The sequence below is a fragment of the Kribbella steppae genome (genome assembly GCF_004342025.1).
Lineage (GTDB): Bacteria > Actinomycetota > Actinomycetes > Propionibacteriales > Kribbellaceae > Kribbella > Kribbella steppae.
The window spans coordinates 341,371-362,518 of record NZ_SLWN01000005.1 but is presented as its reverse complement, the minus strand read 5'-3'; the positions used below and the strand labels follow the sequence as shown (position 1 = coordinate 362,518).

The window sequence follows — 21,148 nt, the reverse complement described above, 5'->3', positions numbered from 1 at the left end:
CGCTCGTGTTCCTGCGCCTACGGCTCACGGTGCGTCGAACCCGGCAGCGGTGAGGACGGCCTTGCCCTGCTCGGAGAGGACGTAGTCGACGAAGGCCTTGGCGCCGTCCGGGTTCGGGGCCTTGGTCAGCGTGGCGATCGGGTACTCGTTGATCGCCTTGTCGGCCTCGGGAAACTCGATGCCCTCCACCTTGTCCTTGGCGGAGAGCACGTCGGTCTTGTAGACCAGCGCCGCGTCGACCTCACCGAGGCTGACCTTCGTCAGCGCGGCCTTGACGTCCTGCTCCAGGCTGTCCGGCTGCGGCGTGATCCCGACCGCCTTGAACACCTTGTCCGCCGCGGCTCCGCACGGGACCTGGGCGGCGCACAGCGCGATCTTCTTGTTCTTGTCCGCGAAGTCCTTCAGCCCGGTGATCCTGCCCGGGTTGCCGGTCGGTACGGCGATCTCCAGCGTGTTCTGCACGAACGTCGTCGGAGTGTTCTTGTCGGTCACCTGGTCCATGTTCTTCGGTGCCGCCGAGGCGAACACATCCGCCGGCGCGCCCTGGTTGATCTGCTGCGCCAGGGCCGAGCTGCCGACGAAGTTGAACACCACCTCCACACCCGGGTTGGCCTTCTCGAAATCCTTGCCCAGTTGAGTGAAGGACCCGGTCAGCGACGCAGCCGCGAACACATTGACAGTCCCGGACACAGACGCCGTACCGGAGTTGCCCGAAGGCGAGGACGCGGCCGGGCTGTCGCCACCGCAGCCGGCGAAGGTGAGTGCGGCAACCGCGGCGAGTGCCGCGAGCGCAGTACGGCGGAGCATCAGGCCTCCGGGATTTCGACGACGACATGGGTGGACTTGATCGAGGCGACGGCGACCACACCTGGCTCCAGACCGAGCTCATCGGCGGCCTCGCGACTCATCAGCGACACGACGCGGAACGGCCCGGCCTGCATCTCGACCTGGGCCATCACGCCGTCCTTGAGGACGCGGGTGACGATCCCCCGCATCCGGTTGCGGGCCGAGGCCGCGGTGGTGGCGCCCGGCTCGGGCGACTCCGCCAGCTGCTGGGCGAACGAGGCGAGCTCGCGCCCGTCGATCGCCATCCGTCCACCGCCCTGAACCGACGGCAGCCGGCCCTGCTCGACCCAGCGTCGCACGGTGTCATCGCTGACCCCGAGCAGCGCGGCCGCCTCACTGATCCGCAAATTCGGCACGATCGACAGTCTAGTGCCGCAGATGCGGATCGTGCCGCGCGTTGTCCACAGTCACACAGTGGTGACGGAAAGTGGCCGGGAAGACGCATAAGTTAAGGGCATGAGGACATCGGGGTTGCGGGACTACCTGGACGGGCCGCACAAGGCGGCGCGGGACGTCGTGCGCGCAGGGCTGGCCGCCGACGCGGAGTTGTTCGACCTGGCGGTCAACCTGCCGCGCGACGAGTACCGCGACAAGGTGCTCGAGCTGCTACAGCGGATCACCGCGGAGGGCCACCCAGCGCGCGGTTTTCCGAAGGAGTACGGCGGTGAGGGCGACCTCGGCGGGTTCATCGCCGGGTTCGAGATGCTCGCCTTCGGGGACCTGTCGCTGATGGTGAAGGCCGGGGTGCAGTTCGGGCTGTTCGCCGGCGCGATCATGCACCTGGGGACAGAGCGGCATCACGAGCGGTACCTCGCTGACGCGATCGGCGGACGGCTGCTCGGGTGCTTCGCGATGACCGAGACCGGGCACGGTTCGAACGTCCAGGCTCTCGACACGACGGCGACGTACGACGCCTCGACCGGGGAGTTCGTCGTCCACACGCCGACCGCTGCCGCGCGCAAGGATTACATCGGCAACGCGGCGCGGCACGGGCGGATGGCGGCGGTGTTCGCGCAACTCGTGGTCGGCGGTGAGACGCACGGCGTGCACTGTCTGCTCGTCCCGATCCGATCGGAGGACGGTACGCCGATGCCCGGCGTGACGTTGTCCGACTGCGGACCGAAGCTCGGGTTGAACGGGGTGGACAACGGGCGGATCGTGTTCGATCAGGTCCGGGTGCCACGGGAGGCGCTGCTCGACAAGTATGCCCAGGTCGATGCGAAGGGCAACTACACCAGCGAGATCGAGAACCCGGACCGCCGGTTCTTCACCATGCTCGGCACGCTGGTGCAGGGCCGGGTGTCGGTCGGTGGTGCCGCGATCAACGCGAGCAAGGTCGCGCTCACGATCGCCATCAAGTACGGCGCTCAGCGGCGGCAGTTCGGTGCTCCGGGGAGTGCCGAGGAGGCGCTGCTGCTCGACTATCGGATGCATCAACGGCGATTGCTGCCGTTGCTCGCCCGGACCTACGCGCTGCACTTCGCACAGGGCGAGTTGGTGGACGAGTTCGTGCGGATCTTCGATGACAGCAGCAACGAGCACGACCGGCGGGCTTTGGAGGCGCAGGCCGCCGGGACGAAGGCGCTCGGGACGTGGCACGCGACCGAGACGATCCAGACGTGTCGCGAGGCGTGTGGCGGAGCCGGTTACCTGGCGGAGAACCGGCTGGCGACGCTGAAGGCCGACACCGATGTGTTCACCACCTTCGAGGGGGACAACACCGTCCTGTTGCAGCTGGTCGCGAAAGGTCTGCTGACGGACTACCGGGAGTCGTTCGGGAAGCTCGATCCGCTCGGGACGGCTCGCTTCATCGCGGCCCAGGCAGTGGAGGTCGCGGTCGAGAAGGCCGCCCTGCGACCGCTGATCGAGCGGCTGCGGGACGTCGTACCGAATCGAAATGACTCGGCCGACCCGGATGCCGGATTGCGGGACGACGCGTACCACTCGGGGCTGCTGCGGTTCCGAGAGGAGCACATGCTGTCGGGGGTCGCGCGGCGGTTGAAGGCCGGGATCGATGCGGGTGACGAACCGTTCGAGGTGTTCAACCGGTGCCAGGACCACGTCATCGCGGCCGGGCGGGCGCATGTGGACCGCATCGTGCTCGAGGCGTTCCAGACCGCTGTACAGAATGCACCGGAGGAGATCGGCGAGAAGTTGAAGGACGTCTACGACCTGCATGCGCTGGCGACGATCGAGGCGGAGCGGGCGTGGTACCTCGAGCACGGGCGGTTGTCGCCGGGACGGTCGAAGGCGATCACGGCGCTGGTGAACGAGTTGTGTGCCGCGGTCCGGCCGGTCGCGGTGGAGCTCGTGGACGCGTTCGGCGTACCGGGCGCGGCGGTCGATGTGCCGATGGTTGTACCGTCGCAGCATGAGTGAGCCGATCGAACCCGCGTCGGCCGCCGAGGCCGCCCGCGAACTGGCCCGGGTGTTGCTGGAGCAGGCCGACGCTCTGGACCTGCACGACCTGCGGGCCACCGGCGCGATCGAGAACGTCCGGGTCCAGGCCCGGGCGCTCGCGGACGCCGTACACGAACGAGGCTGGGGTGACATCTTCCTCGGGATCGACTCCTACGACCCCGACGAGCTGGACGACCTGCCGCTCGGACCGGACGACTTCGACGACCCCGAGGACTACCGGGAGATGGTCGAGGGCAGCAGCCTGGACGATCTCGACGAACTGGAGGAGCCGCTGCTGCCCCAGGACGGCGTGCGGCTCAGCTACCAGGCGCGGTACGACTTCGTGGTCACTGATCCGGAAGCGTTCGTGCAGTACGTCCGGAGCCGGGCGGACGAGGCGCAGAACGACGAGGTGATCGACGACATCGAGGATGCGCAGTCGGCGTTCGAGCTGCTCTGCTACCTCGACGGCCTCGGCTCCAAGGACTACGACAACGCCGGCCTCACCCCGGCCGGCGGCGAAGAGTCGCACAAGGTCGTCGAGTTCTCCCTCTGGGACCTCGACCCCACCCGCCGCGACGACACCTACCCGTACTGACCCGAACCTCCAGCGGCCTGCCCGAGAACACCTCGGGTCAGGCCGCTGCTGCGTTCGAGCGGCCTGAGGCCTCCACGTCGCGCGGTGCGGCATCAGAGGTCTATGCCGGAATCCCTGGAATTCGGGCGATTACCGTCTGCCGTGCGTCACTTTCGTGCGTCAGCTCATGTGAGGTGGCCGACACTTCTGTTGTTGCGGAAGGCAACGTCCGCACGGAAAGTGAGGATTTATATACGGAGTGTTGTCTTGTTCAAAGGCAATGCAAATGTTTGATCCCGGGGATGGTCCGGGACTGTGGCCGCGTGACAACGTTCTGCTGTCGGCGACGGACGGGTCGCTGACACTGGCTCTAGGTGTTCCCGACCTGCTCCCGTCCGCGACCGGACTGTACCTCCCCTGCCGGTCACGGAATGAGCCGCCGGGCCCACCCTCCTTCGGGCCGACTGCCCTCTCGGGGCAACAGCAGGACGCCGGCCGCGCCGACAGCGTGCCGGTCGCCAGTGAGGTGGCGACCGACATCAGGTGCGGCCGGCGTTTCCCTGTAGTGCAAGGGAATGCCGCCTGGTTGGTGTCTGGTGCTGCTGGGGACCAGACACCAACCAGGCGAGCGTCTCAGGCGAGTTCGAGTGACGGCCGCGACGGGACGTCGCCGTACGTCGTGGTGCGTTGGCGAGCCGGGCGACCGGCGGCCGTGGCCATCGCGGTGAGCTCCGCGATCGACTTCCGGGAGCCGTGCTTCGAGCCGGCCATCCGGCTGATCGTCTCCTCCATCAGTGTCCCGCCGATGTCGTTGACACCGCCGTTGAGGACTGCGACGCAGCCGTCGACACCGAGTTTCACCCACGAGCACTGGATGTTGTCGATCCGGCCGTGCAGCATGATCCGCGCCATCGCGTGTACCGCGCGGTTCTCGTCGTACGTCGGTCCCGGTCGCGCCACGCCGGCCAGGTAGATCGGCGAGTTCTGATGGATGAACGGCAGCAGCACGAACTCGGTGAACCCACCGGTCTGGTCCTGCACGGCGGCGATCGTGCGCAGGTGCTGGACCCAGTGGTGCGGCGCGTCGACGTGGCCGTACATCATCGTCGAGCTGGACGGCAGGCCGACCTTGTGCGCGGTGCTGATCACCTCGATCCAGCTTGCCGTCGGCAACTTTCCTTTGGTGAGGATCCAGCGGACGTCGTCGTCGAGGATCTCGGCCGCGGTCCCGGGGATGCTGTCGAGCCCGGCCTCCTTCACCGAGATCAGGAAGTCCTCGATCGACAGCCCGGTGCGGACCGAGCCGTTGACGATCTCCATCGGCGAGTACGCGTGCACGTGCATGTCCGGGACCCGGTCCTTCACCGCGCGGACCAGGTCGGCGTACGCCGTACCCGGGAGGTCGGGGTGGATGCCGCCCTGCATGCAGACCTCGGTGGCGCCGATCACCCAGGCTTCCTCGGCGCGCTGGCCGACCTCGTCCATCGACAGCGAGTACGCGTCCGCGTCGGTCCGCCGCTGGGCGAAGGCGCAGAACCGGCAGCCGGTGTAGCAGACGTTGGTGAAGTTGATGTTGCGGTTGACGACGTACGTCACGTCGTCGCCGACCGTTGCCTTGCGCAAGTCATCCGCCAACGAGGCCAGGGCGTCCAGCGCCGGACCCGTTGCCGTCATCAACGTCAGCGCCTGGGCGTCCGACAGGCCGGCGGGATCACGTTCGGCCGCGGCGAGAGCGGCCTTGGTCTCCGCCTCGATCCGCTCCGGTGCGCCAGTGCGATCAAGCGAGTCCCCGGCGGCCCGACGCGCGGCCACGTCCTCGCGCAGTACGTCCCAGTCGCCGTACGCCGCGTCGAAGTCCGAGCGGGTCTCGGTACGACGTCCCTCGGTGTCGATCGCGGTGTGCAGATCGGTCCGCCCGACGCTGTCCCAGCCGCCGTCCGGCTCCTGCCAAGGCAGCCCGGCCGGCATCGCATCCTCGTTGGCCAGCCCGGTGGCGGGATCGACCAGCGCCTCGACGTGCGAGATCAGTCGCGGGTCGAGCCACGGCTCGCGCAGGTACTCCGGATGCGCGGTCAGCCTTTCCCGCAAGGTGAATCCGGCATCCGCGGTCACCTTCGCGAGGTCGTCGATCTGCGGCCACGGACGCTCCGGGTTCACGTGATCCGGCGTCAGCGGCGAGACCCCGCCGAAGTCGTCGACACCGGCGTCGAGCAGCGCGCGGCACTCGGTCAGGTCGACCAGGTTCGGTGGCGCCTGCACCCGAACCCGCGGGCCGAGCACGATCCGGGTGACCGCGATCGCGGCCAGCCATTCCTCCAGCGGTACGTCGTCGTCGTTGCGCATCGCCGTGTCGGGCTTCACCCGGAATCCCTGGATGATGACTTCCTGGATCCCGTTGTACTGCCGCGCGATCTTGCGCAGCGCGAAGATCGAGTCGGCCCGCTCGGCCAGCGTCTCGCCGATGCCGATCAGCAGGCCGGTGGTGAACGGCACGTTCGACCGGCCGGCGTCCTCGAGCACCCGCAGCCGGATGGCCGGGTCCTTGTCCGGGGAACCGAAGTGCGGCTGGCCCTTCTCCTCGAACAGCCGGCGCGACGTGGTCTCCAGCATCATGCCCATGCTCGGCGCGACCGGCTTCAACCGCTGCAGGTCCTGCCACTTCATCACGCCCGGGTTCAGGTGCGGCAGCAGCCCGGTCTCCTCGAGCACCCGGATCGACATCGCCCGCACGTAGTCGAGCGTGCTGTCGTACCCGGCCTCTTCGAGCCACGTGCGCGCCGCGTCCCACCGCTCCTCGGGGGCGTCGCCGAGGGTGAAGAGCGCCTCCTTGCAGCCGAGCGCCGCACCCTGCCGGGCGATCTCCAGCACTTCATCCGGCGAGAGGTACGGCGAATGCACGCGACCCGGTGTGGTCGCGAACGTGCAGTAGTGGCACCGATCGCGGCACAACCGGGTCAGTGGGATGAACACCTTCTTGGAGAAGGTGATGATCCCGGCCCGGCCGGCGTCCTCCAACCCTTGGTCGCGGACCCGCGCCGCGGTCGCCATCAAGGCGGTCAGCGCATCACCCGTAGCGGTGAGCAGAACCTCCGCCTCGACCGGGTCGAGTGTCTTTCCGTCGTCGGCGCGCTTGAGGGCGCGACGCATCGCCGTACTGATGTCGTTGGTGGCCACGGAATCCGAGCCTAGGCGCCGGAAACCGAGCGTTCCCGCGATTTCTGGGACGAAAAACAATCCGTACAACTGTCCTGATAGTTTGCTGTTCGTGCAGGTCAACAGGGTTGTCGACGGGCGCCGGATGCGGGGTGAGCAGCGGCGGAGCGAGCTGCTGCGGGCGACGCTGACGGTGATCGAGCGCGACGGAGTCGCAGGTGTGAGCCATCGGGCGGTGGCCGCGGCGGCGGATGTGTCGGTCGCCTCGATCACGTACCACTTCCCGACGCTGGACGATCTGCTGGTCGCGGCGCTGACGTGGGCGGCGGAGGATCTCGCGGCCGAACTCCACGGGCGGGGGAGTGAGCTGGGTGCACGGCCGGCGGACGAGCTGGCCAGGCTGATCGAGCACAGCCTGGTCCGCCGACGCGGCCGGACGCTCGCCCTCTACGAGCTCTACCTGTACGCCGCCCGCCGCCCGGACCTCCGCGTGGTCGCCGGAGCCTGGCTGGAACCCCTCACCGAAATCGCCCGAGCCTTCACCGCCGACCCCCAGAAGGCCGGTCTCCTCGTAGCCGCCCTCGACGGCCTCCTCATGCAGGCCCTGATCGGAGCCCGAGAAATAGACACCCAAGACTTCGCCGCCCTACTCGAGGTCCTGAGGTAACGGGCGCTCGCGTGGGGTAGCGCGGGGGATACCTCGGGTGGGGTTTGTAGGCCCGGGCGACGCGGCTCTCTGCGCGGTTGGGTGGGGGCATGCTGAGGTTGTCGTTGGGGGCGCTGCGGGGTCGGTGGCAGTTGTTTGCGGGGGCGGTTGTTGCTGTCGCGCTTGGGGTTGGGTTGGTGCAGTCGGGGCTGCAGGTGCTGGCGGCGACGGATCGCCCGGTGTTGCCGGCCGGTCTCTCCGCCTACGACCGCGCCAGGGTTCGCGAGGGGTACGTCGGAGCTGCGACGTTGCTCGGGATGTCCGTGATGTTGGCGGTGTTTCTGACCGTATTCATCGTCAGCACGACGTTCGGGTTCACGGTTGTGCAGCGACGGCGTGAGCTCGGGTTGCTCCGGTTGGTGGGAGCGCAACGGGGATACGTCTGCTTGATGCTGGTGTGTGAGGCCGGGCTGCTCGGGGTGTTGGGTACGGCGATCGGCGTACCGGTCGGGCTACTCGGCACCTGGGCGCAGTCGGCGTTGCTGATCAAGCTCGGCATGCTGCCACCGTGGTTCGACGCATCCTGGGATCAAGGTGCGATGTGGGCCGCGATGATCGTCGGAGTCAGCACCGCGCTGGTCGGCGTACTCACGGCCGCTTGGCGAGCATCCCGAGTCAGCGCACTCGAAGCCCTCACAGAGTCTCCCAAGGCGATGCGCGTAATGACCGCATGGCGTTGGTTCTGGGGACTCTCGGCCGCAGCATGCACCGTATTGCTGGTGATCGCCGCACAGGCCGCCCGCGATCTCGTCGCCGGACTGATGATCGGCCTGATCGTGATGATCAGCGGTTCGATCGCACTGAGTCAGCTCAGCCCGATCGTCGTACCGCTGGCCGGTCGCCTTCCCGCCGCAGTGCTCCGCGGCAACCTCATCGCCGACCTCGCTCGAGCCGGCGTTCTTCATGCCGTACGACGAAGTGCGGCCACAGCAGCCCCGTTGATCGTGCTGGTGGGACTCGTGGTCGGGTTGTGGGGAACGTTCGGATCACTCGCCAAAGCGGTCGGCGTCGAACAGGAGAGGCTGATCACGGCCGACTTCGTGGTGAGTTCCGAGGTGCCAAAAGGCCCGGCCATCGCGGTCGCGTCGCCGCAGACCGCCGTACCTGTCGCCGTCATCCGCGGAAAGCGAACTGTGTACTCCGAGGCGATCGGGATCGACCCGGCGGCCTATCAGCAGACGCACAAACTCCGCCCGCGCAAGGGATCACTGGACCGGCTGTCCGGCCGGACGATTGCCATCGGCCCTGGAATGGCGGCCGAGGGCTACAAACTCGGCTCGACCCTGACCATTGCGCTCGGCAACAGGAAGATCCCGGTCAAGGTGGTCGCGATCATGCCGGAGACCCTCGACATCAGCGAGAACTTCTTCATCCCACGTACGTTACTGCCGGCCGGCGGCCGAACCGAAACACTCGTCAAGGTTGCACCAGGCAACAGCCTGCGAACAGGGATGTCGGTCAAGGAATGGGCCGAAGCGAAAGGAGAAGCCCAGCAACGCAGCAATTCCGGCCTCTTCGCCGCCCTCATGGGACTCGCCGGAATCTACACAGCCGTTGCCGTCGTCAACGCCGTGGTGATGTCCACAGCCGATCGCCGCCGCGAGTTCGCATTGGCCCGAATGGCAGGACTCACCCGGATCCAGGTCGTCGCCGTCGCGCTGGTCGAATCGACCACCGTCGTCATCATCGGCGTACTCCTCGGATCCCTGGTCGCCGGCGCCGCGCTGGCAGGCATCGCCGCCGGCCCTTACGGCCTTGCCGCATTGGCGATTCCCTGGCGACTACTAAGCCTGATCTTCGCCGCAGCGATGGTCGTCGTCGGTGCCGCGGCTGCATTCACCGCGCACCGCGCGACCAGCCCGCAACCGATCTCCCTGCTAGCGGGACGCGAATGACCTGACACCCGCCTGGGCCATGCTGCGCACCACGAGGTGATGGAACGGCTCGATCAGCTTGTAGTAGAACCGTCCCGCTGATCGCAGGTACTGCACCAGCGTGACGACCTTGAACTCGCTGACGGGCTGCGCGTTGTCGGTGATGATCGCCAGGTACGCGATCAGGTGGTTGTCGGTGACCTTGAGCAGCAGATAGTGATCTTCCGCTCCGCGTTCGACGGTGAAGAACGACGCCGGATCGCCGGGCGTGAAGCTCACGATCTCCGGTCGAAGCCGCCGCGAGTTCGGGACGCCGGTCGTCTCGAGGCGGAGCACCTGCGCCACCACCATCCGAACGGCGAACAATCCCTTGACCCACAGCGGCGAATAGCCAAGCGCACCCGCGGTGAACTCGCGCAGCGACACCGCGCCGCGAACGGTCTTCACATCGACGACGTCGACGACAGGGAGCAGGTCGTCGATCTCGGGCAGATCGGTACGGGGCGGCACGGCGGTCTCCTAGTCGATCAACGTCTCGCCGGTCGCGAGGCGCAGTGTCATCGCGTAGATCTCGCGCAGGTCGCTCTTCGGCACGGATGGCAGCACCTGCTCGGCGCCGATGAGGATCAGGTAGAGGAGCTGAGCGAAGCGGTCGGGGTCGATGTCGGCCTTGAGTCCTCGACAGAGTTCGCGAAGGTACGCCGTCCGCGCGCGATCCACCCGCTCCTGCGCCGCCCGTACTTCGGCATCCTGCAAAGCCCACGCCCGTACGGCGATCTCCAACCCAGCGCTGTCGGGATCGGACAGCACCAACTTCAGCAAGCGCTGCAACTTCGCCGCCGGCTCGGCATCGGGCTCACGCTCGACCGTGTCGATCAGCCGTGTCGTGAACTGCGCCTCGAAGTACTCCAAGAGCGCCGTACGGAATCCCGCGGCGCCCTTGAAGTGGTGGTAGTACGACCCCTTGGTGACCCCGAGCTTCCCGGTGAGCCGCTCGATCGTGACCGCCGGCGCCCCCTCGTCCGCCAGCAACTCGAGCCCCGCCTCCAACCACTCCATCCGCGTCACCATGCCAGGACCATACCATACCGTTTGGTATGGTCGAGCTGTCAGGCGTCTGCGGCGGTGAGGGCTTCGGCTTCGACCTTGGAGTGGGCGGCGGGGGTGCGCAGGTGGGACAGGGGCTTCCAGCCGGTGGCGAGGACGCCGACTGCGAGGAGGACGGCGAAGGCGCCGACGTAGAAGGGGAGTTGGATGTTGATCTCCTCGCCGAGCTTGCCGGCCAGCCACGGTGCGACCGCGCCGCCGGAGAAGCGGACGAAGGAGTACGCCGCCGACGCCGTACCGCGCTCGACCGGAGCGGCCGCCATCACGGCCTCGGTGATCAGCGTGTTGTTGATGCCGAGGAACAGACCGGCCACGATCACCCCGATCGCGAGCACTTCCCGGTGGTGTGCGTAGACACCCATCACCGCCAAGTCCGCGCCGAACAGCAGCAGTGACGTCATCACCACCGGCAGCGTGCCGAACCACCGCTGCAGCCGCGGCGCCACGAACACCGAGGTGATCGCCAGCCCGATCCCCCAGCCGAAGAAGATCAGCCCGATCTGCCGAGCCGACATCGCCAGTGGGAACGGCGTGAACGCGAGCAACGTGAAGAACCCGAAGTTGTACAGCAACGCTGTGATTGCCACAGTCGCCAGCGACCGGTGCCGCAACGCCTTCAGCGGTTCGAGGATCGACGTACGACGTGCTGCCGGGGGTGAAGCGGGAAGCAGGAAGGCCGTCGCGGCGAGCGCGATCGTCATCAGTACGGCGACGCCGAAGAACGGGCCGCGCCACGAGATCGTGCCGAGCTCACCGCCGACGAGTGGGCCGGCCGCGATGCCGACACCGAGAGCGGCTTCGTACAGGATGATCGCTTCCGCGACCGAACCGCTGGCGGAGTTCACGATGGTGGCCAGTGCGGTCGCGATGAACAGGGCGTTGCCGAGACCCCAGCCGGCGCGGAAGGCGACGATCGCGCCGATGGAGTTCGACAGGCCGGCCAGGGCGCTGAACACGACGATGATGGCCAGGCCGATGAGCAGGGTGCGCTTGGCGCCGATCCGGCTGGAGACCGCGCCGGTGATCAGCATCGCGACGCCGATCACCGCCATGTAACTGGTGAACAGCAGTGATACCTGCGACGGGCTGGCGTCCAGTTGCTCGGCGATCGGCTTCAGGATCGGGTCGACCAGGCCGATGCCCATGAAGGCGATCACGCAGGCGAAGGCGACCGCCCAGACGGACTTGGGTTGTTTCAGGAACGAGTTGCTCACCGCGGGCTGTCCTCCAATGGTTCGAGGGTGAGGATCTTGCGCATGACGGCGACCGCGGCCTCGAGGGTGGTGAGGTCGGTCGCGGGGAGTTGACGGAGCCGGGTCGCGACTGCGGCGCCGGCTTCCTGGCGGGCGCGTTGCAGTTCGGCGTACCCGGCGTCCGTGAGGCTGATCAGGCTGGCGCGCGAGTCGGTCGGATCGGCTTCGCGTCGTACCCAGCCCTGCTCCTCCTGGCGTTGCACCAGGTTGGACATCGTCGGCTGCGAACAGCGGTCGGCCTTGGCGAGCTCGCTGATCCGGGTCGGGCCGAGCTCGTCGAGCCGCCCGAGCAGTCGCATCGCCGCGTGCGGTAGCGCGCTCACGTCCCGGCTCGCCATCCGCGTCACCCGCGCCGAGGCGACCACCATGTCCACGCCCAGCTGGGTCAGCTCAGTGGCAATCACATTCCATGAATATACATAGGAATGCTATGCATCTCCAGGAGCTGCCCTGGTGACCCCAATCACTGCCAGTGGCTGTGCGCAGACCACGGCCAGGAACGCGAATTGGATGGCTGTCGCGGCCACCAGGCGCACGCTGAGACTGTCGGGGTCCGGCCAGCCTGCGACGACCAGGGCCAGCACGATCGTCGCGATCGTCGGCCACCGAGACAGACCTGCAGCGCGCTTCGCCACCGTGATGGCGGCCGCGATCCACGCGAGTTGTACGACGCCGAAGCCGACCTCATGCAGGAGGCCGTGCCAGCTCAGGTCGCCCCGGCCTTCGGGTGCTCCGGCGGGGAAGCCGGCGCCTGGGTCGGTGACGAAGACGCCGGCCAGGATCAGTCCGATCCCGAGTGCGCCGACGAAGCGCGGTAACCACCGCCCCTGGTCCCGTAGTCCGGCCGCGGCGGCGATGACCAGGCCGCCGGTCACGACGAAGTTCGCGATCTGGATCCAGCCGGCGCTGCCGAGAGCGAGCAGGCTGAGCGGATGCCGGCCCGGGTCGAATCCGTCCCGGGTGAAGGCTTGTGCGACCCACACTGTCAGGAAGAACGGTCCGGCGGCGATGCCGCAGGCGCGCAGCCGATGCGTGGTGACGTCCATGATCTCTGTCCTCTCTGCTGGGGAGCTTCAGCAGAGACGTCGAAGGATCCTGGTCGATCCGGACACCTGCGAGTCAGAGTTGCTGGGCGATCACCTTGGCGGCTTCGGTCGGGCCGTCGACGGCGGCGTACAGCTTCTGGATTCTCTCGGCGGCTTCCAGATGGCTGGGGTTGTCGAGCATCCGGGTGGCGAGGTCGGCGAGGTTGTCGGTGCGGCCGAGGTGGCGGGCTGCGCCGAGACGCTCGACCAGGGCGACGTTCAGGTCCTGTTCGATGTGCAGTGGGATGCCGAGGAGCGGCGTACCGCAGGCCATTGCCGTCTGCACGCTGCCCTGGCCGCCGGTCGTGACCGCGAGCTCGACCTGCGGCATGACCAGGTGGCTCGGCAGTACGCCCTCTACCATGATTCGGTCGGTGGCCAGGTCGCCGAGGTCGTGGATCGTGCCGGCGACCAGGATCCGTACGTCGAGGCGGCTGAGCTCGGCGATCGCCGTACGGACCTGGGCGGGCGGTGTCGACGTCATCGCGAGGTAGATCGTCGGGCCCGGCCGGTCGAGGAACCTCTGCACCTCAGCGGGCAACGGGAGGTCGAGATGGGCGTACAGCGGCCCGACTGTCGTGAGCTGCGAGCTGGCGCGATAGCCCTTGCCGGGCCTCCAGGCGGCGATCTCGGCGGAGGAGATTCCGAGTACTTCGGGGATCTCCGGGACCAACGAGAGATCGCCGAGCAGAAGCGCGGCCAGGCTGGGAACTCCTTCTACACCGAGTGTTTCGGCCACGCGGTTGAAGCCACTGCAGTACGCCGTGGTCCGGTTGCACGTCCTGTTGATGAGGAATCGGGTCAGCCAGTCGGGTGCGCGCTTCAGTCGTGGATCCACCGGTCGGGTTGGAGCCGGAAGCAGGCGGCGTTCGAAGATCGGTGGCACGAAGCTGCCCGCGTGTTCAGTGATCAGTCGTACGCCGGCCAGTCGCGAGGACAGCAACGTGGTCACGGTGAACCCGGTGACGACGACGGTGATCCCGTTGGCACGGAAGTACTCCGCCTCCGCCGCGACGTAGGTCCGGATCTCGGCGTCGTCGTACATGCTCTGCCGGGGATCGCCGAGCCCGACCGCCGAGCCGACGAAGCGGGCCGCTCGGGCCGGTGTCATGCCTGGGCCGAGGACGTCGTACTGGATGCCGGCCTCGGCCAGTAGACGCTCGTGCGGGCCGCCGTGGGTGGCGACGCGGACCTCGAGGCCGAGCTCGGTGAGGGCGCGGTGCAGCTCGAGCATCCGGGATGTCTCGGACAAGTAGGCGCAATGCGGTAGCAGGCAGATCACGGTTGCCCCCTTCGACCGTGATAGGTAATATATTGCCTATGTCGTCCAGGAACAAGACCGAAGAGCTGCTCGGGATCGGTGCGGGCTCGGAGTTGGCGCCGTCGATCCGGGCGTTCCGGACGACGCTGATGCTTGCCCAGAAGCTCCGCTACGCGATGGACGAGCGGCTGCGGACCGAGGGGCTGACCACTCAGCAGGCGGCCTTGATCACGGTGGTGGCGGCGATGGGCAAGCCGTCGCTGGCCGAGGCGGCCGCGGCCTTGGGGAGCACGCATCAGAACGTCGCGCAGATCGTCGCCGCCCTGGTTCGCAAGGAGTTGTTGCAGGTCGAGCCTGATCCCGCCGACCGGCGCCGTAAGTTGCTGTCAGCAACGAACCACAGTGCGGCATTCTGGCGTGAGCGTGACGCCGGCGACTTCGCCGCGGTCGCCGACTGGTTCGGCAAGCTGAGCCCGGCCGAGCTCGAAACCTTCTGTGAGTTCTCGGATCGCGTGATCGCGAGGCTGGACGATGCTTAAGGCCGTTCTGGGCAGTACGGCGTTCTTCTTCGCCGCGCCGTGCGTGGTGGGTGGCGTGATCCCCTGGTGGATCAGTGGCTGGGCTGGACCTCGCTTCTGGCCGGGGCTCGTGCTGGTGGCGGTCGGGATGTACGTCGTACTGCGCGCGTTCGTGCGCTTCGTCCGGGAGGGACGCGGTACGCCGGCGCCCGTCGCCCCGACCGAGGAACTCGTGGTCGGCGGCGACTACCGCTACGTCCGCAACCCCATGTACGTCGGAGTCGTCACGGCGATCCTCGGCCAGGCCCTCACCTTCCTGGACGTCTGGATCCTCGGGTACGGCGTACTCGCGTGGGCCGTGATGGCGGCGTTCGTCCGGTGGTACGAGGAACCCGTGCTGCTTCAGCGGTACGGCGCGCAGTACGACGACTACCGCAGGACGGTCCCGGCCTGGCTCCCGCGACTCAAGGGCTGACGGCTCGGCCGTCGGCGTCCCGGAAGAGGCTCACCGCGATCGGGCCGCGATAGAGAATGTGCGGGATATCGGCCCAGGGGAGCAGTGGCTCGGTGGCGTTGAGGTTCCGTAGCCGATCGAGCGCTTTCGCTGATGGGGTGGACAAGGTGGCGACGGTCGCCGCGCTGTAGGGGAGGTAGTCGGTGGCGGGCTGCGGTCGGAACAGTGGATCGTGGCGCTTGAGCAGAATGCAGGTACGGGCGGGGTCGAGCAGATCGGCGTCGATGGTCCAGTAGGCGAGAGTGGTCGGTCCGACCCGGCCCGCCTCGCGGAGTGCGCCGAAGATCGGTGCCGGATGGACCGGGGACAGGAAGACCACATCGCTCCAGCGGCACTCGAGCGGGTGCACCGCGTTGTCCATCGTCTGGGGCCGGTACGAGTACTTCGCGGCCTCACGTTCGTAGATGTCGGGGTGGCGTTCCCGGAGGTGGTTGAGCGGCAGGATCTCGCTGCCACGCAGGTCACGGATAGCGGCTCGATAGAGAAGTGTCGGCATACAAAAAGCCTCCGAACGGGGGAACCCGCACCGGAGGCTGCGTAGTAATTCTATCAGCCCCAGCGGTCCAGGCGTGGCCGTTCGGGCAGATTTGTGCGTGGGTGCAAAGTTTCAGGATTAATAGTTTGCAGTGAGTGCAAGTTTGCTCTTAGCCTGGTCGGGTGAATCAGGCAGTGGGTGGGTTGCGGGAGCGGAAGAAGCGGGAGACGCGGACGGCGCTGGCCGAGGCCGCGTTGCGGCTGGCGCTGGAGAAGGGGCCGGACAATGTCACGGTCGAGGAGATCGCCGAGGCGGCCGACGTCTCGGTGCGCACCTTCTTCAACTACTTCCCGCACAAGGAGCACGCGATCCTCGGGCGCAATCCCGAGCACATGGAGCGGGCCCTGGAGCGGATGCGGACCGCGCCCGCGGAGGAGTCGCCGCTGACGACGATGTGGCACATCGTTCGCGAGGTGCTGGCGGATCTGGAGAGCGACGGCGAGTTGTCCCGCCGCGGCGAGCTGATCATGCAGTCGCCGAACCTGGTCTACCAGCTGATGACGGCCAGCTTCGACGACGAACGGCAGCTCACCGCCGCGCTGGCCGAGCGGATGGGCGAGCCGGCCACCTCGGTGCGCCCGGCGCTGGTCGTCAGTGCCGCCGGCGCCGCCTGCCGGGTCGCGATGGAGCTGCACAAGGCCGCTCCGGACCGCCCCGTCCGCGAACTCGTCCACGAAGGGTTCCAACTACTTGCCGAGGGCATCGATCCCGCCTTCGGCATCAGCAGCACACCAAGGAAGGGTCACTCATGACAACGACCTCGTCACCCTCCCCGTCGCCGGAGAACGTCTCCGACGGCGCCGCGGGTGAGGTCACCGAAACCGTCACAACACTCACCCCGCGGCAGACCACGCAGGCCATCTCCGGCCTGATGATGGGCATGCTGGTCGCCGTGCTGGCCGGCACCGTCGTGTCGACCGCGCTGCCGCGGATCATCGCGGACCTGGAGGCCAGCCAGTCCGTCTACACCTGGGTGGTCACCGTCGAGCTGCTCGCGATGACGGCCACCGTGCCGTTGTGGGGCAAGCTCGCCGACCTCTACAACAACAAGCTGCTGGTCCAGCTGTCGCTCGCGTTCTTCGTGGTCGGCTCGCTGGTGGCCGGCTTCACCCCGAACGTCGAACTGCTGCTGACCAGCCGGGTCGTGCAGGGCATCGGCGCCGGCGGTCTGACCGCGCTGGTGCAGATCGTGATGGCGGCGATCATCCCGCCACGCGAACTCGGCCGGTACTCCGGCATCTTCGGCGCGATCTTCGCCTCCGCGACCGTCGGCGGGCCGCTGCTCGGCGGCTTCCTGGTCGACTCGCCGCTCGGCTGGCGGGCCTGCTTCCTGGTCGGGGTGCCGTTCTGTCTGGTCGCCATCTTCCTGCTGCAGCGGACACTGAAGCTGCCGACGATCCGCCGGGACGTGAAGATCGACTGGTGGGGCGCCCTGCTGATCACGAGCGGGGTGAGCATCGTCCTGGTCTGGTCGACATTCGCCGGCAACAAGTTCGACTGGGTCTCCGGCTGGAGCCTCGCGCTCGTCGGCGTCGCGGTGGTCGCGCTCGCGATCGCCGGCGTGGTCGAGGCGCGGCACCCGGAGCCGATCATCCCGCTGGACCTGTTCCGCAACCGCACCGTCGCGCTGTCCGTGGTCGCCAGCATGCTGGTCGGCCTGGCGTTGTTCGGTGGTTCGGTGTTCCTGTCGCAGTACTTCCAGATCGCCCAGGGGCACTCGCCGACGTCGGCCGGCCTGATGAGCCTGCCGATGATCCTCGGGATGCTCGTGTCGTCGACCATCGCCGGTGGGCTGATCACGAAGTACGGGAAGTGGAAGATCTACCTGGTCGCGGGTGGCGTGTTGCTGCCGATCGGGCTCACACTGCTCGGCACGATCGACGCGCACACCGGAACGTTCCGGATGTCGGTCTTCATGGTCGTGCTCGGTGTCGGCGTCGGCCTGGTGATGCAGAACCTGGTGCTCGCCGCGCAGAACGACGTACCGGCGCGGGAGCTCGGTGCGGCGACCTCGGTGGTGAGCTTCTTCCGCAGCATGGGCGGCACGATCGGCGTCAGCGCGCTGGGCGCCGTCCTCGCGAACAAGGTCGCGACCTCGCTCGGGATGGACGGGTCGCAGGGCGGTGGCGCCGTACCGGATATCAACACCTTGCCGGACGAGGTGCGGGTCGCGGTCCAGGAGGCCTACGGGAACGCGACCGCGGACCTGTTCCTGATCTCCGCGCCGATCGCCGTCCTCGCCCTGGTCGCGATCGTCTTCATCAAGGAGAAGTCCCTGCTGACGACGTCCGCATCCGAGCGCCGTGCGGTCGAGGAGGAAGAAGCGGGACACTAGCTGCATGATCGTTGCATTCAGCATCAGCCCTTCCGGTGGTGACGAGACCGGAGGCGTGAGCCAGGCGGTGGCCGAGGCCGTTCGCGTGGTGCGCGCCTCTGGGCTGCCGAACGAGACGAACGCGATGTTCACCAACATCGAGGGGGAGTGGGACGAGGTGATGGCGGTGGTCAAGCAGGCTGTTGAGGTGGTGGCCGCCGTCTCGCCCCGGGTCGGTCTGGTCCTCAAGGCGGACATCCGCCCCGGCTACACCGGCCAGCTCACCGCCAAGGTCGAACGCATCGAGGACGCGCTTGGCTAGTACGACGGATTGAGCGCGGCGATCACGGCGTCATACCGGTTCTCCCGCTCCGCGTCGCGCAGGAACCGGACCCGGTCGACCAGGATCTCCTCGGCATCCGGCTGCTGCTGGAGCAGCTCGACCGTCTCGGTCAGGTAGTCGTCCAACGGCATCGCCCGCTCGTCGTTCTCCTGGTTCAGCAACGCGGTCTGAACGGCGGGCGGGATCACCTCGATCACCTGGAGCGGGGTGTCCGCGAGCTGTCGTCGCAGGCTCTGCGTGTAGCTGTGGATCGCGGCCTTGGTGGCGTTGTACGTCGGGGTGATCACCAGCGGCACGAACGCCAGGCCGGACGAGACCGTGAGGATGGCCGGGTCCGGCTGCTTCAGCAGGTACGGCGTGAAGGCGGTGATGGTGCGGATCGTGCCGAGCAGGTTGATGGCGATGATCTCCTCGCTCGTCGCCAGGTGAGCGGGGTCGTGCAGGTCCTCGGCGCGCATGACGCCGGCCATCGTGACGACTACGTTGAGGTCGGGGTACGTCGTGGTGACGGTCTCGACGGCGGCGGTGATGGACTCCGGGTCGGCGACGTCGAGGGCGATCCCCTCGATGCCGTCCTCGGCGGCGATCCGGTCGAGCAGATCCTTGCGGCGGCCGCTGATGATCACGGTGTTGCCGAGGTCGCGGAGCTTCCGGGCCAGGCCGAGGCCGATCCCGGAGGTGCCGCCGGTCATGAAGATCGTGTTGCCAGTCGTTTTCATGTCTCCAGGGTTCGCCGGCCGATCCGGCGTAACCAGGCTCGGCCTATCCAGGGCTCGGCAAGCCCTGGATAACGGCACCGGGTCCGGGAGACTGGAGTCATGGAGTACGGCGACCTGTCCGATTTTCTGCGCAAGCGACGCGAGGCCCTGCAACCCGAGGATGTCGGGATGCCGCGCGGCCGCCGCCGTCGTACGCCCGGCCTTCGTCGCGAGGAGGTCGCCGTCCTGGCGTCGATGTCGACCGACTACTACAGCCGGCTCGAGGGCGGGCGCGGGCCGCAGCCGTCGGTGGAGATGCTGACATCGATCGCCCGCGCACTCCGGCTGACGCTGGAGGAACGCGACCATCTCTTCGTGCTGGCCGGCCACGGTACGCCGCCGCGGATGACCCGGAACTGTCACGTCGACCCGGGGATGCTGCGGATTCTCGACCGGCTGCAGGACACGCCCGCGATGCTTCTCAACCGGTGCGGCGAGACGCTCGCGCAGACGCCGGCCCATGTCGCGTTCGCCGGCGAGCAGACCAACTACGAAGGCATGGCGCGCAGCGAGATCTACCGCTGGTTCGCCGATCCGGACTCACGCAGTTTGTATCGCGAACCGGAGTTGTCGACGCACGGCCGGATGCTGGCGTCGTGGCTGCGCTCGGTCGCGACGGCCGATGGACCCAAGTCGTACGCCGCCTCGATGGTCCGCGCACTGCAGAAGCTCAGTCCGGAGTTCGCCGAGATCTGGGACGCGCACGAGATCGGTGTCGCCCACAGCCGGACCAAGCGGTTCAACCATCCGGCCGTCGGCGAGCTCGAGCTGTACTGCGAGGTCATCGACAACCGCGATCAGCAGCAGACGCTGGTGATCTTCACCGCCGCCCCGGGCAGTGAGAGCGCCGAGAAGCTGCAACTGCTGTCGGTGCTGGGCAGTCAGACACTCGATCCGGCGCGCTGAACCGTCGTCCGACGGCTGAGGTAGTAGGCGAAGATGCCGGTCGGGAAGAACATGACGATGCCGTAGACGGCGACCGGGATGGACATCTCGCTGCTGTCGAGCAGGGTCGGGCTGAGTGCGATGGTGAGGGCCAGCGTTGCGTTGTGGATGCCGATCTCCATCGAGCAGGCGATCGACTGCCGCTCACCCAGTTTGGCCAGCCGCGGTACGACGTACCCGAGGGCGAGGCTGATGACGTTCAGCAGTAGGGCGACCACGCCCACGGCCGCGATGTAGTCGAGCACGTTGTCGCGCTCGCTGTAGATCGCGGCGAAGATCACCAGGGCTAGGACGAGGATCGAGCCGATCTTCACCGGCCGGACCATCCGCTCCGCGAAGGCCGGCAGCTTGTTCCGTAACAGCATGCCGAGTGCGACCGGGACCAGCACGATCGCGAACACCTGCAGCATCTTGGCCGGCTGCAGGCCGATCTGGCCGTCGCCGAGGAAATAGTCGAGGGACAGGTTGACCACGATCGGCAGGGTGATCACGGCGAGGACTGAGTTCACCGCGGTCAGGGTGACGTTGAGGGCGACGTCACCGCCGGCCAGGTGGCTGAACAGGTTGGCCGTCGTACCGCCCGGGGAGGCCGCCAGCAGCATCATGCCGACGGCGAGTGCCGGAGCCAGGCCGAACAGCTTCACCAGTCCGAAGCAGATCACCGGCAGCAGGATCACCTGGACGCCGAGCGCGACCAGAACCGCTCGGGGCATCCGTAGTACCCGGCTGAAGTCCGCGACGGTCAGCGTCAGGCCGAGGCCGAGCATGATGATCGCCAGTGCGATCGGCAGCAGCACCGAGGTGAGCACGGAGTCGTCCATCTGCGGGCCCCTTCGAATGTCGGTGGCTCAGGGTGACAGCGGCGCGCGTCGGCGGCAAGAGTTCCGGGACCGGTGGAGTCTTTACCGCACTTAGGCCATGAGTTAATTTAAGTTCTGAAATCTCATTGCGTAACTCCC

Annotated in this window: 22 protein-coding genes; 10 read left to right on the top strand and 12 right to left on the bottom strand. The window is 67.5% G+C overall.

What is annotated here, in order from left to right:
• Positions 1–24: 24 nt before the first annotated feature.
• Together modA and EV652_RS16590 are read right to left on the bottom strand one after the other, a co-directional pair.
• Complete coding sequence (gene modA / locus EV652_RS16595) at positions 25–807, bottom strand: molybdate ABC transporter substrate-binding protein (protein ID WP_132210027.1); 783 nt, start codon at positions 805–807, stop codon at positions 25–27.
• On the bottom strand, positions 807–1,202 hold the full coding sequence (locus EV652_RS16590) for a TOBE domain-containing protein (protein ID WP_132210026.1): 396 nt from the start codon (positions 1,200–1,202) through the stop codon (positions 807–809). Before EV652_RS16590 ends, modA begins: the two co-directional genes overlap by 1 nt.
• Positions 1,203–1,302: 100 nt before the next feature.
• Here EV652_RS16590 and EV652_RS16585 point away from each other — a divergent pair, with 100 nt between their 5' ends.
• The gene (locus EV652_RS16585; protein ID WP_132210025.1) at positions 1,303–3,225 is read left to right on the top strand and encodes an acyl-CoA dehydrogenase family protein; all 1,923 of its coding nucleotides are present in this window, start codon (positions 1,303–1,305) and stop codon (positions 3,223–3,225) included.
• Positions 3,218–3,844: a hypothetical protein gene (locus EV652_RS16580; RefSeq protein ID WP_132210024.1), complete on the top strand. Its 627-nt coding sequence runs from the start codon at positions 3,218–3,220 to the stop codon at positions 3,842–3,844. The genes EV652_RS16585 and EV652_RS16580 overlap by 8 nt, the downstream gene beginning before the upstream one ends.
• 612 nt (positions 3,845–4,456) lie before the next feature.
• Here EV652_RS16580 and EV652_RS16575 read toward each other — a convergent pair.
• Positions 4,457–6,997: a bifunctional FO biosynthesis protein CofGH gene (locus tag EV652_RS16575; RefSeq protein WP_255512597.1), complete on the bottom strand. Its 2,541-nt coding sequence runs from the start codon at positions 6,995–6,997 to the stop codon at positions 4,457–4,459.
• A gap of 91 nt (positions 6,998–7,088) precedes the next feature.
• Here EV652_RS16575 and EV652_RS16570 point away from each other — a divergent pair, with 91 nt between their 5' ends.
• Entirely contained in the window at positions 7,089–7,643 is a 555-nt protein-coding gene (locus EV652_RS16570; protein WP_242001813.1) for a TetR/AcrR family transcriptional regulator, read from the top strand.
• A gap of 176 nt (positions 7,644–7,819) precedes the next feature.
• Positions 7,820–9,577 (top strand): FtsX-like permease family protein, encoded by a 1,758-nt coding sequence (locus tag EV652_RS16565; RefSeq protein WP_242001812.1) that lies wholly within the window; start codon positions 7,820–7,822, stop codon positions 9,575–9,577.
• On the opposite strand, the gene EV652_RS16560 is transcribed toward EV652_RS16565, so the two are convergent.
• From EV652_RS16560 to EV652_RS16535, 6 genes are all read right to left on the bottom strand, one after another.
• On the bottom strand, positions 9,560–10,066 hold the full coding sequence (locus EV652_RS16560) for a DUF2867 domain-containing protein (protein ID WP_132210022.1): 507 nt from the start codon (positions 10,064–10,066) through the stop codon (positions 9,560–9,562). The two genes, EV652_RS16565 and EV652_RS16560, sit on opposite strands and share 18 nt — an antisense overlap.
• Before the next feature lie 9 nt (positions 10,067–10,075).
• Entirely contained in the window at positions 10,076–10,627 is a 552-nt protein-coding gene (locus EV652_RS16555) for a TetR/AcrR family transcriptional regulator (RefSeq protein WP_132210021.1), read from the bottom strand.
• 38 nt (positions 10,628–10,665) lie between these two features.
• Positions 10,666–11,877, bottom strand: a complete 1,212-nt coding sequence (locus EV652_RS16550; protein ID WP_242001811.1) for an MFS transporter — start codon at positions 11,875–11,877, stop codon at positions 10,666–10,668.
• Positions 11,874–12,320, bottom strand: coding sequence for a MarR family winged helix-turn-helix transcriptional regulator (locus EV652_RS16545; protein WP_132210020.1), 447 nt, complete (start codon positions 12,318–12,320; stop codon positions 11,874–11,876). The genes EV652_RS16550 and EV652_RS16545 overlap by 4 nt, the downstream gene beginning before the upstream one ends.
• A gap of 24 nt (positions 12,321–12,344) precedes the next feature.
• Positions 12,345–12,962, bottom strand: a complete 618-nt coding sequence (locus EV652_RS16540; protein WP_132210019.1) for a DUF998 domain-containing protein — start codon at positions 12,960–12,962, stop codon at positions 12,345–12,347.
• Between the two features lie 73 nt (positions 12,963–13,035).
• Complete coding sequence (locus tag EV652_RS16535) at positions 13,036–14,253, bottom strand: glycosyltransferase (RefSeq protein ID WP_158441171.1); 1,218 nt, start codon at positions 14,251–14,253, stop codon at positions 13,036–13,038.
• A 68-nt stretch (positions 14,254–14,321) separates the two neighbouring features.
• On the opposite strand from EV652_RS16535, the gene EV652_RS16530 reads away from it, so the two are divergent.
• Both EV652_RS16530 and EV652_RS16525 read left to right on the top strand, forming a co-directional pair.
• Positions 14,322–14,801 carry a MarR family winged helix-turn-helix transcriptional regulator gene (locus tag EV652_RS16530; RefSeq protein WP_158441170.1) on the top strand — a complete coding sequence of 160 codons (480 nt, stop codon included), beginning with the start codon at positions 14,322–14,324 and terminating at the stop codon, positions 14,799–14,801.
• Complete coding sequence (locus tag EV652_RS16525) at positions 14,794–15,255, top strand: methyltransferase family protein (RefSeq protein ID WP_132210016.1); 462 nt, start codon at positions 14,794–14,796, stop codon at positions 15,253–15,255. Before EV652_RS16530 ends, EV652_RS16525 begins: the two co-directional genes overlap by 8 nt.
• Here EV652_RS16525 and EV652_RS16520 read toward each other — a convergent pair.
• A complete protein-coding gene (locus EV652_RS16520) occupies positions 15,245–15,790 on the bottom strand; it encodes a hypothetical protein (RefSeq protein ID WP_132210015.1) in 546 nt (181 codons plus the stop codon). The two genes, EV652_RS16525 and EV652_RS16520, sit on opposite strands and share 11 nt — an antisense overlap.
• Positions 15,791–15,951: 161 nt before the next feature.
• On the opposite strand from EV652_RS16520, the gene EV652_RS16515 reads away from it, so the two are divergent.
• From EV652_RS16515 to EV652_RS16505, 3 genes are read left to right on the top strand one after another with little or no spacing between them, the layout of a single operon-like run.
• The gene (locus tag EV652_RS16515; RefSeq protein WP_132210014.1) at positions 15,952–16,581 is read left to right on the top strand and encodes a TetR family transcriptional regulator; all 630 of its coding nucleotides are present in this window, start codon (positions 15,952–15,954) and stop codon (positions 16,579–16,581) included.
• A complete protein-coding gene (locus EV652_RS16510; protein WP_132210013.1) occupies positions 16,578–18,164 on the top strand; it encodes an MFS transporter in 1,587 nt (528 codons plus the stop codon). The genes EV652_RS16515 and EV652_RS16510 overlap by 4 nt, the downstream gene beginning before the upstream one ends.
• A 4-nt stretch (positions 18,165–18,168) precedes the next feature.
• Positions 18,169–18,465 carry a thiamine-binding protein gene (locus EV652_RS16505; protein WP_132210012.1) on the top strand — a complete coding sequence of 99 codons (297 nt, stop codon included), beginning with the start codon at positions 18,169–18,171 and terminating at the stop codon, positions 18,463–18,465.
• Here the strand turns inward: EV652_RS16505 and EV652_RS16500 are convergent.
• Entirely contained in the window at positions 18,462–19,205 is a 744-nt protein-coding gene (locus EV652_RS16500; RefSeq protein ID WP_132210011.1) for an SDR family oxidoreductase, read from the bottom strand. The genes EV652_RS16505 and EV652_RS16500 overlap by 4 nt on opposite strands.
• 99 nt (positions 19,206–19,304) lie before the next feature.
• On the opposite strand from EV652_RS16500, the gene EV652_RS16495 reads away from it, so the two are divergent.
• Positions 19,305–20,150, top strand: a complete 846-nt coding sequence (locus tag EV652_RS16495; protein WP_132210010.1) for a helix-turn-helix transcriptional regulator — start codon at positions 19,305–19,307, stop codon at positions 20,148–20,150.
• Here EV652_RS16495 and EV652_RS16490 read toward each other — a convergent pair.
• The gene (locus EV652_RS16490) at positions 20,126–21,010 is read right to left on the bottom strand and encodes a bile acid:sodium symporter family protein (RefSeq protein ID WP_132210009.1); all 885 of its coding nucleotides are present in this window, start codon (positions 21,008–21,010) and stop codon (positions 20,126–20,128) included. The genes EV652_RS16495 and EV652_RS16490 overlap by 25 nt on opposite strands.
• Positions 21,011–21,148 lie beyond the last annotated feature (138 nt).

Excerpts from the sequence above, each read along its gene's own strand:
- modA (WP_132210027.1), bottom strand. The coding sequence starts at position 807 with ATGCTCCGCCGTACTGCGCTCGCGGCACTCGCCGCGGTTGCCGCACTC.
- EV652_RS16585 (WP_132210025.1), top strand. The coding sequence starts at position 1,303 with ATGAGGACATCGGGGTTGCGGGACTACCTGGACGGGCCGCACAAGGCG.
- EV652_RS16580 (WP_132210024.1), top strand. The coding sequence starts at position 3,218 with ATGAGTGAGCCGATCGAACCCGCGTCGGCCGCCGAGGCCGCCCGCGAA.
- EV652_RS16555 (WP_132210021.1), bottom strand. The coding sequence starts at position 10,627 with ATGGTGACGCGGATGGAGTGGTTGGAGGCGGGGCTCGAGTTGCTGGCG.
- EV652_RS16540 (WP_132210019.1), bottom strand. The coding sequence starts at position 12,962 with ATGGACGTCACCACGCATCGGCTGCGCGCCTGCGGCATCGCCGCCGGA.
- EV652_RS16530 (WP_158441170.1), top strand. The coding sequence starts at position 14,322 with ATGTCGTCCAGGAACAAGACCGAAGAGCTGCTCGGGATCGGTGCGGGC.
- EV652_RS16525 (WP_132210016.1), top strand. The coding sequence starts at position 14,794 with ATGCTTAAGGCCGTTCTGGGCAGTACGGCGTTCTTCTTCGCCGCGCCG.
- EV652_RS16520 (WP_132210015.1), bottom strand. The coding sequence starts at position 15,790 with ATGCCGACACTTCTCTATCGAGCCGCTATCCGTGACCTGCGTGGCAGC.
- EV652_RS16510 (WP_132210013.1), top strand. The coding sequence starts at position 16,578 with ATGACAACGACCTCGTCACCCTCCCCGTCGCCGGAGAACGTCTCCGAC.
- EV652_RS16505 (WP_132210012.1), top strand. The coding sequence starts at position 18,169 with ATGATCGTTGCATTCAGCATCAGCCCTTCCGGTGGTGACGAGACCGGA.
- EV652_RS16500 (WP_132210011.1), bottom strand. The coding sequence starts at position 19,205 with ATGAAAACGACTGGCAACACGATCTTCATGACCGGCGGCACCTCCGGG.
- EV652_RS16495 (WP_132210010.1), top strand. The coding sequence starts at position 19,305 with ATGGAGTACGGCGACCTGTCCGATTTTCTGCGCAAGCGACGCGAGGCC.
- EV652_RS16490 (WP_132210009.1), bottom strand. The coding sequence starts at position 21,010 with ATGGACGACTCCGTGCTCACCTCGGTGCTGCTGCCGATCGCACTGGCG.